We start from the raw sequence: 7,360 nt of genomic DNA, 5'->3' as shown, positions 1-7,360 counted from the left end.
TCTGCCGATGCGGAGGAGCTGGCGGCCGACGCACAGGACTGCGCGGCGATCGCCGAGCGTGGGGTGAGGTCGGGCCCCGGGTCGGAGCCGGTGGCCACGGAACCCGTAGCGGAGCCCGGGGGCGACCGACCCCCATCGCCGTCCCCGGGCCGGCCTCAGGCGGAGGCCTCGACGCCGGGCGCCCCGTCCAACGGGTCCTCGCGTCCGAGTCCGTCGATGATGGCGCCCCACCGCCGTCCGCTGCGGTCCAAGTTCGTTCCGCTGTCGGAGGAGGTGTGGACCTCGTCCGGCGAGCAGACGCCGTTCGACGTGGGCCAGCAGTATGCGACCTGGTGGTATGAACAGGCCGCGACCGAGGAGCAGCGCGATCAGGCCCACCTGCTCTCCGGGGGAGTGCTCCCGCCTGCGGTGGACCGCCCGCTGCTGCAGTTCGCGTGTCAGATGCTCAACGAGTTCACCCTGACCGAGGCGCAGCGGGTTCGTCTGCGCGACGGATTCCATGAGGGGATCCGCGCGGTCCTGCTCAAGCATCGCTGACCCGGGCGGGACGAGGACGTCAGGGCCGGGGTTCAGAAGGGCGGGGGATCGCGGTCGTCGACATCCGGCCCGTCGCCCCGTGACGCCGCGACGTTCTCGCGGCGCCGGGCGGCAATGCGGCACGCCCGTCGATACCAGTGTGTGCTGAGAGGCCGGGGCCGGAGCCAGGGTCGCTCCGCGGAACCGGGGCCGGGCAGCGTGTCGAACCCGTTGCGGGTCAGGTCCCGCCACTTCGCCAGTGGTCCGTCTGGGAGAGTCGTGATGGTGTAACCACTCTCCGTGACGATGGTCAGCGTTCCGTCGCGCAGGAGCTGGTAGTACCAGGTGTGGAAGGTCTTGAACCTGTGGTGGCGCCGGCAGAGGCACATGAGATTGGCCTCGACGGTCTGACCGCCACCGCCGGGATCGGAGTGGTCGAAGGGCACGACATGGTCCACGTCGCAGTCCTCGGCCGGGACCGAACATCCGGGGTGGCGGCAGGTTCCGTCGCGTAAACGGATCCGGCGGGCCAGCTCGGCGCTGATCCGGTAGCGGCGCGCACCGTCGGTCGAGTCCGCGGACCCTGCCTCGGGATCGGGGACGGAGATCTGGGCCCCGACGCTGCGGGCCAGCAGAGCGATCAACGCGTCGATCGACGCGGGCCCGCTTCGCGGGACGTACACCTCCGGCTCCTCGCCCGGACCGCGAGGGGCCAGGATGGTGATGATCGGTCTGATCTGCGGGGCGGATGCGGGTGCGGAGCGACCCGAGTTTCCGGCGTCAGAACAGTCGCCGGTGCCGAGGATCGCGTCGACGAGGGCGTCCGCCCGGTGTTGCTGATGGGAGCGGGCGTGCGGGTCGTACGCCGGCCCGGTGCCGTTGCGGACGGCGTCGATCCGGGCCTGCTTCTCGCGGTCGAGCCGCTCCCCGGCAGTGTGCTGGAGCGCGTCGTGGACCGCGGTGGCCTCGGTCGAGGTGAGGTGCGCGCGCAGCTCTGACATCCCGTCCGCCCCGCGACGGACGCTGACTCCGCGCTCGTGCCGCGCAGCCGCGCATCGTCTGGCGACGCCCTCCGGGTCGAAGGCAGCGATGATGCTGTCGGTCTTGGCCAGGATCGCGTGGCGACCGGGCCGCTCGCCGGATGCGATGGACTCGAGCAGCGAGTCCACGACCAGGCGGTGCACGACGTCCAGCACGGAGGGGTCGACTGTCCGCATCTGCCTGACGAGCATCACCGCCGTGCGCTCGTCCAGGAGGCCGGACCTCATGGCTTCGACGATCCCGGGGAACCCCATGACGAGATCCCGGGCCAGCGTGAGCATCGACGCAGCGCGGCGATGGTGGACCCCGTAGGTGGCGACCAGTTCGGCGCAGGCGACGTCGAAGGGGTCCAGCACGGCGTGGTCGCGCGGACGCGGGGGCCCATCGGGGTCGAAGTAGCCGGCCTCGACATCGCGGGCGAACTGCTCTTCCTCGCACAATGCGAGGAGATCGTGACAGGCCTGCAGGCGGGCTGCGGCAGCGCGGTTCTCGGCGCGGAGAGCGTCGAGGGCGGCCAGCCCGGCCGCTGCTATCCCCGAACCGTGTGCTGTCGGCATCCGCGTCCCCCTTCCCGGCAGCCCGGCAATCGCTCGTGTGTTCGATAGCGCAACACTAGCAACGGGGTACGACATGGCATCCTGACCAGGACTGATGCCACTGACGCGTCCGGGGCGGGCGGGGGCGGCGGCGTCAGCGATGGCGACGGGGGTGGGAGAAACGGGAGGGAGCGGAGCGAGGTGTGATGCCCAGCGAGGCGGCGCAGGCCGCTCAGCGGCCCACCAGGTCCCGGTAGTACTCCGCGAGGCCGGGGTAGTAGTCCGGTTCGAAGTGCAGGGCATCCGGATCCCGCCCCGCCTCCGCTTCGACCAGGCGATCCAGGTAGTACTCCCACCCGGGACCGATGGACGCGGCGGACTCGGCGTCCGCGATGTACTGTTCCAGGGAGATGACGGCCTTGCCGCCCTCGCCGCCCTCGTCGTCGTCGCTCTCGATCCTCACGGTGAGCAGCCACCCACCTGACCCGGTCCGCACCACGAGGAGCCCGGGGGCGTCACAGGTGACCACCTCCATGTCATCCACCGGATCGCCGTCCTCGGCGGTCATGGTGAGCTGGACGGTGCCGGATGCCGGGTCGCCCGACCACGGGCCGATCCACCGGGCAGTGCGGGCCGGGTCGGTGACGGCGGCCCACGCCTGCTCACGGGACCGGGGCAGGCGGCGGGAGAACACGACCGCTCCCGAATCGGAGAGGCGGCCGGAGGGCGTGGGTGTGGGCATGTCGTCTCCTGGTGATCAGGCCGACGCCGGGGACGGGCTCACCCTGACGCCGACAGCCAGAATATCGCGAACCGCCGCGTGGAAACCGAAAAAGAATCACTCCGCACTCGTCGCTGCCGCAGGCGAGCGCGAACGGGTCAGTCCCTCGTGTCGCGGGGCAGGGTCGGTCCGGCGAGATCCGCGGGCCCCGGCTCCGGGGTCCCCGAGTCGTCGACGGGGGCAGAGGGTGACCCCGCCTGCCCGGTGGGCGTCGCGGCTTCCGTCGCACCGGATGTCTCCGTGTTCTCGTCGGTTCCGGCGCCCTCGGTCAGCTGACGGTCCGAATCGCCACCCGGGCCGGCTCCCTCGACGGCGGTGCCGCCGCCGGTCAGGCCCATGGACGCACGGATCTGCTCGAGCTTGCTCTTACCCTCCGACTCGCGGGTGAACGTGGCGGCGTCGAGCTGAGCGGTGGACGGCGCACCCGTGGCCTCCGCGAGTTCCTGTTTGCCCAGTGCCGTGGTGTAGCGGCCCTCGATCTTGGCCCGGATCTCGTCGAAGGTGGGCGAGTTGCCGCCGCCGACGCCCTCGAGGGAGGACACGGAGTCGACGGTGCGGTGCTGCATCTCGGCCTGCGTGGCCTGGAGGAGCAGCTGGTCCTCCTGTGCGAGCGTCTCCCGCAGTCGCTGGTCGGACTCCTTGACCGCCTGCTTGGCCTGCTCGGCGGCCTGGACCGCCTGCCCGTGCAGCTGCTTGGTGTTCTCCAGATCCTGTTCCAGGGTGACCATCCTCGAGGCCAACTGCTCGGCCTGCGCCTCGAACTGGCCGGCGCGGGCCGTGTCCCCCTCCGCCCGGGCCGACTCGGCCACCTGGAGGGTCTGCCGGATCTGACCCTGCACCTCGTCGAGCTGCCGGGACTTGGTGCTCATCGCGATCTCGAGCTGCTTGGCGTTCCCGATCACCGAGGCCGCCTGGTCGGTCACCGCCTTGTGCTGCTGGCGGGCGTTGTCCATGGCCTGGCGGACGAGGATCTTGGGGTCCGCGTTGTCGTCGACCTTCTTGTCGAGCGAGGCCTTGAGGTAGTTCCAGCTCTTGGAGAACGGGTTCGGCATGTCGGGGTCCTAACTGTCGGCACCGAGGGCGCGGGCCGGAAGGCCGACCCGTGGCGTGTTCCTACCTCTTGACGGTACCGAGCAGCGCGGCCACCGGCAGCGCGGTACGGGGCAGGTAGGGCTGACGCCACAGGCCTCCCGAGGCGGCCCCGTGCGACTCGTGTTCCCACTGCACCCCGACGTCCGGTCGACCGACGTTGAGGTCGTGGACCAGTAGTGCCGCGAGAAGGGCGGACGAGGTGGCCGGTTCGAAGATCTCGATGCCGAACGCGTGCGCCCCCTTGTACGTAGCCGCGAGGATCTTGTTCTTGGTGACCGAGCGGGTGTCGGTGGCAGGGGCCACGTTGACGGAGACGGTGTGCCCGTCTGCGAACGCGGTGGTGGCGCGCCACCGCTGCACCCGCTTGGCCAGCGTGTAGTTGGGACCCTGCTGGGGCACGAGGGCGTCGTGCACCGCGGGCCCGCTGCCCTTCTCGTAGTTCCGGTGGAAGACCTTCTGGCCGGTCAGGGCGCCGATGATCCTCTTGATGTCCGTGGCCTTGCGGGCCCTCAGTGCCGCGTCCGAGGCCTTCCTGACGTCGGCGGGCACCACGAAGGTGTCCATCGGGGTGGCCAGGTAGGCCAGGGCGTCGGCGGTCCCGTCCTTCAGCAGGTCGACGACCAGGGCGTCGGCCGCGGAGGAGAGCTGCACGTGGGTCCCGCCGTCCGCGTAGAAGTAGCTGCCCACGGTGAGCGGGGCCGGTGCGGCCGCCCGGGCCCACGCGACGAGTTCCGGCAGCTGGGTGAGCAGGTCGATCCCCGGCCGTCCGTCCTCGCCGGTGGGGAAGTGGATCCGTCCCGCGAACTCCGCGGCCCTCTCGCGGAACCGGTCCCACACCGGGCTGGAGGGGAGGTCGACGCCCAGGATGTCGGCGCCCCACCTCAGCAGCCGGGCGGCGGGCCCCATCTCGGACCCCAGGCCGAGCACGAGCACCGCTCGGCCCGGCAGCGAGAGCCATTCAGGGTTGTCCTGGACCAACTTGAGAGCGTCCGCGCAGCTCGGCTCGATCACCCCGGCGTCCACCCACTTGTCCAGCCGGGTTCGGAGCACCGCGCCGGTCAGTTCCTCGCCGCGGTAGGGGATGGACAACTCTGTGGCGGGGGCAGCCGTGCCCTGGACCGTCTCGGTCCCCGGGGTGGACTGCGACGCGACGACGGCGAGGTAGTCCTTCATCGGGGTCTCGACCATCTGGCCTTCGACCTCGTGAACGCCCACCATTCTGGACTGGAGTGACTCGAGCGCGGCCCGGGCCACCCCGTCCCAGGCCTCCGCATCGGCGACGCCCACACCGACCAGCTCGGTGAAGGGCTGGATGTACCCCTTGCGCCAGTCCTTGATCCGGTGGACCCGCTCACTCGCGGCCGGGTCCACGGTGGCGAGCGCGTCTGCGACCACCTGCTTGGCCAGCCGTCCGGACGAGCGGTTTCCGGATGGGTCGGCGGGGAACTGAACTCCGCTGCTGTTGGGTGTCATATCGCTCCTGGATCGGGGATGGATTTATGCGAGGTCAACCTCACATTTAGCCACGTCTGAGCCTGCGCGTCGACGTGTTGACGACGAGTCAGGCAATCGAAGGTTAAAAGTGATCAACGTCACTAAACAGGCGGCGCGGTGATTCTGTATAAGCTTCAATTCACTTATTAAGGTTCACATAAGTCGAGGTAGTAGGGCGCTATGGGGCCTTTAGCAGCACTCATTGCCCGAATCGTGCGGACTTCGCGCCCGCGCCCGGCTGGGTATTAGCTGTGCCTGAACGAGACTTCTTGTAACAAGTCCAGAAAATTGCTCGATAGGGTGATGACACGATCCGACGGTGAGCGGCCCCTTGGCCGAGCGCTGGACCGGGCGACGAGGGGGAGAACCCGGGTCGCTGGATTGTCACCAACGAACAGGAAGGCAGTTCCTATGAAGAACTCCAAGCGGATGATCGCCGTCATCGCGGCCTCCGGACTCGCGCTCGGCACCATGCCGGGTGTCGCCAACGCGCAAGAGGGCAGCGCGCTTCTCGACCTGGGGCTCGGGACCGAGCTCCTCGGTGGATCGATCGACCTCGGTCTCGATCTCTTCGTCGGTTCCGCCGGCGAGGACGGCCCGCTGACCGGCTCGCTCGAGGGCGTGTCCGATTCGCTCGGCACCGATTCGCTTGATCCGGCGTCGCTGGGCACGGGTTCGGACTCCGACTCGCTCGGCACCGATTCGCTTGATCCGGCGTCGCTGGGCACGGGTTCGGACTCCGACTCGCTCGACACCGGCTCGCTGACCGCGCTCATCGATTCCATCGCCACCGGTTCGGCTTCGGGTTCCGAGGAGCTGGGCTCCCTCAGCGATTCGCTGGGCACGGGTTCGGACTCCGACTCGCTCGGCACCGATTCGCTTGATCCGGCGTCGCTGGGCACGGGTTCGGACTCCGACTCGCTCGACACCGGCTCGCTGACCGAGATCTTCACCGGTTCGGACGCGGGTTCGGACGACATGGGTTCGCTCGCCGAGATCTTCACCGGTTCCTCGGAGCTCGGTTCGGGTGAGATCAACCTCGGCTCGATCATCGAGGGCTCCGAGGCGGGTGGCGGGTCCGTTGATCCCGCGACCCTCCTCGCCCTGGGCTCGCTCGCCGCGGGTGGCATCGCGATCGGCCTCGCCGTCTCCGGTGGCGTCAACCTGCCGCCGCTCCCGCGCGTCAACGTCGGACTCGTATGCAACCTCCCGCCGGAGGCTATCGAGTTCCTCAAGGACAACGGTTCCATGGAGCGCCAGGAGTGCGAGCCCGTCGAGGAGCAGAACTGACGTTCTGACCCCTCGGCGCTGACCGAGTCAGCGTCCGGGTAGCACACCACCGATCCCCGCCGACCACACGGTCGGCGGGGATCGGTGCATTCTCCGGACCTGGATACCCTCAGAGCCATGTCCGTCCCCGACTTCGTCCTGGAACTACGCCGCCACGTCGGCACCGCGCCCCTCTGGCTGGCCGGCGCCACCGCCGTCATCCGTGACCCCCACGGCGAGCGCGTCCTGCTGGTTCGACGTGCCGACAACGGCTGGTGGACCCCGGTGACCGGCATCGTCGATCCTGGCGAACATCCCGCAGAGACCGCAGTCCGAGAGGCACGGGAAGAGGCCGACGTCCGCATCCGCGTGGACCGCGTCGCGTCCATCGGCGTCTCCAGGATGGTCACCTACACCAACGGCGACCGCGCGCAGTACATCGACCACACCTTCGCCTGTACCTACCTCGACGGCGACCCCCGCCCGGCCGATGGCGAGAACACAGACGTCCGCTGGTTCGGGGTCGATGACCTGCCCGAGATGCGTCCCCACATGCTCGCCCGCCTCGAGGCGGGACTCGCGGATGAGGAACGCGCGCGAATCGAGCTCGCCACCGAGTCCAGCCGGGCCA

The 7,360-nt window shown here is 69.6% G+C and carries 6 protein-coding genes and 1 pseudogene; 3 read left to right on the top strand and 4 right to left on the bottom strand.

What is annotated here, in order from left to right; genetic code table 11:
• Positions 1-537 (top strand): annotated as a pseudogene (locus tag G6026_RS17430) (NYN domain-containing protein); the annotation flags it as partial.
• A 32-nt stretch (positions 538-569) separates the two neighbouring features.
• Here the strand turns inward: G6026_RS17430 and G6026_RS12890 are convergent.
• The 4 genes from G6026_RS12890 to G6026_RS12875 all read right to left on the bottom strand — a co-directional run bounded on the left by G6026_RS12890 (position 570) and on the right by G6026_RS12875 (position 5,439).
• Complete coding sequence (locus G6026_RS12890; protein ID WP_182613408.1) at positions 570-2,114, bottom strand: HNH endonuclease signature motif containing protein; 1,545 nt, start codon at positions 2,112-2,114, stop codon at positions 570-572.
• Positions 2,115-2,325: 211 nt separating this feature from the next.
• Positions 2,326-2,835 (bottom strand): SRPBCC domain-containing protein, encoded by a 510-nt coding sequence (locus G6026_RS12885; RefSeq protein WP_182613407.1) that lies wholly within the window; start codon positions 2,833-2,835, stop codon positions 2,326-2,328.
• 137 nt (positions 2,836-2,972) lie between these two features.
• Positions 2,973-3,926, bottom strand: a complete 954-nt coding sequence (locus G6026_RS12880; RefSeq protein WP_182613406.1) for a PspA/IM30 family protein — start codon at positions 3,924-3,926, stop codon at positions 2,973-2,975.
• Positions 3,927-3,987: 61 nt separating this feature from the next.
• A complete protein-coding gene (locus G6026_RS12875; protein WP_182613405.1) occupies positions 3,988-5,439 on the bottom strand; it encodes a hypothetical protein in 1,452 nt (483 codons plus the stop codon).
• A gap of 432 nt (positions 5,440-5,871) precedes the next feature.
• Here G6026_RS12875 and G6026_RS12870 point away from each other — a divergent pair, with 432 nt between their 5' ends.
• Together G6026_RS12870 and G6026_RS12865 are read left to right on the top strand one after the other, a co-directional pair.
• Positions 5,872-6,750 (top strand): hypothetical protein, encoded by an 879-nt coding sequence (locus G6026_RS12870; protein WP_182613404.1) that lies wholly within the window; start codon positions 5,872-5,874, stop codon positions 6,748-6,750.
• A 117-nt stretch (positions 6,751-6,867) separates the two neighbouring features.
• Positions 6,868-7,360: NUDIX domain-containing protein (locus G6026_RS12865; protein WP_182613403.1), on the top strand; the 493-nt coding region annotated here is incomplete at its 3' end.

It is taken from the genome of Dietzia sp. DQ11-38-2 (assembly GCF_014145055.1).
GTDB lineage: Bacteria > Actinomycetota > Actinomycetes > Mycobacteriales > Mycobacteriaceae > Dietzia.
Note: the sequence above shows the minus strand (reverse complement) of the source record. Positions and strands in the feature narration are given on the sequence as shown.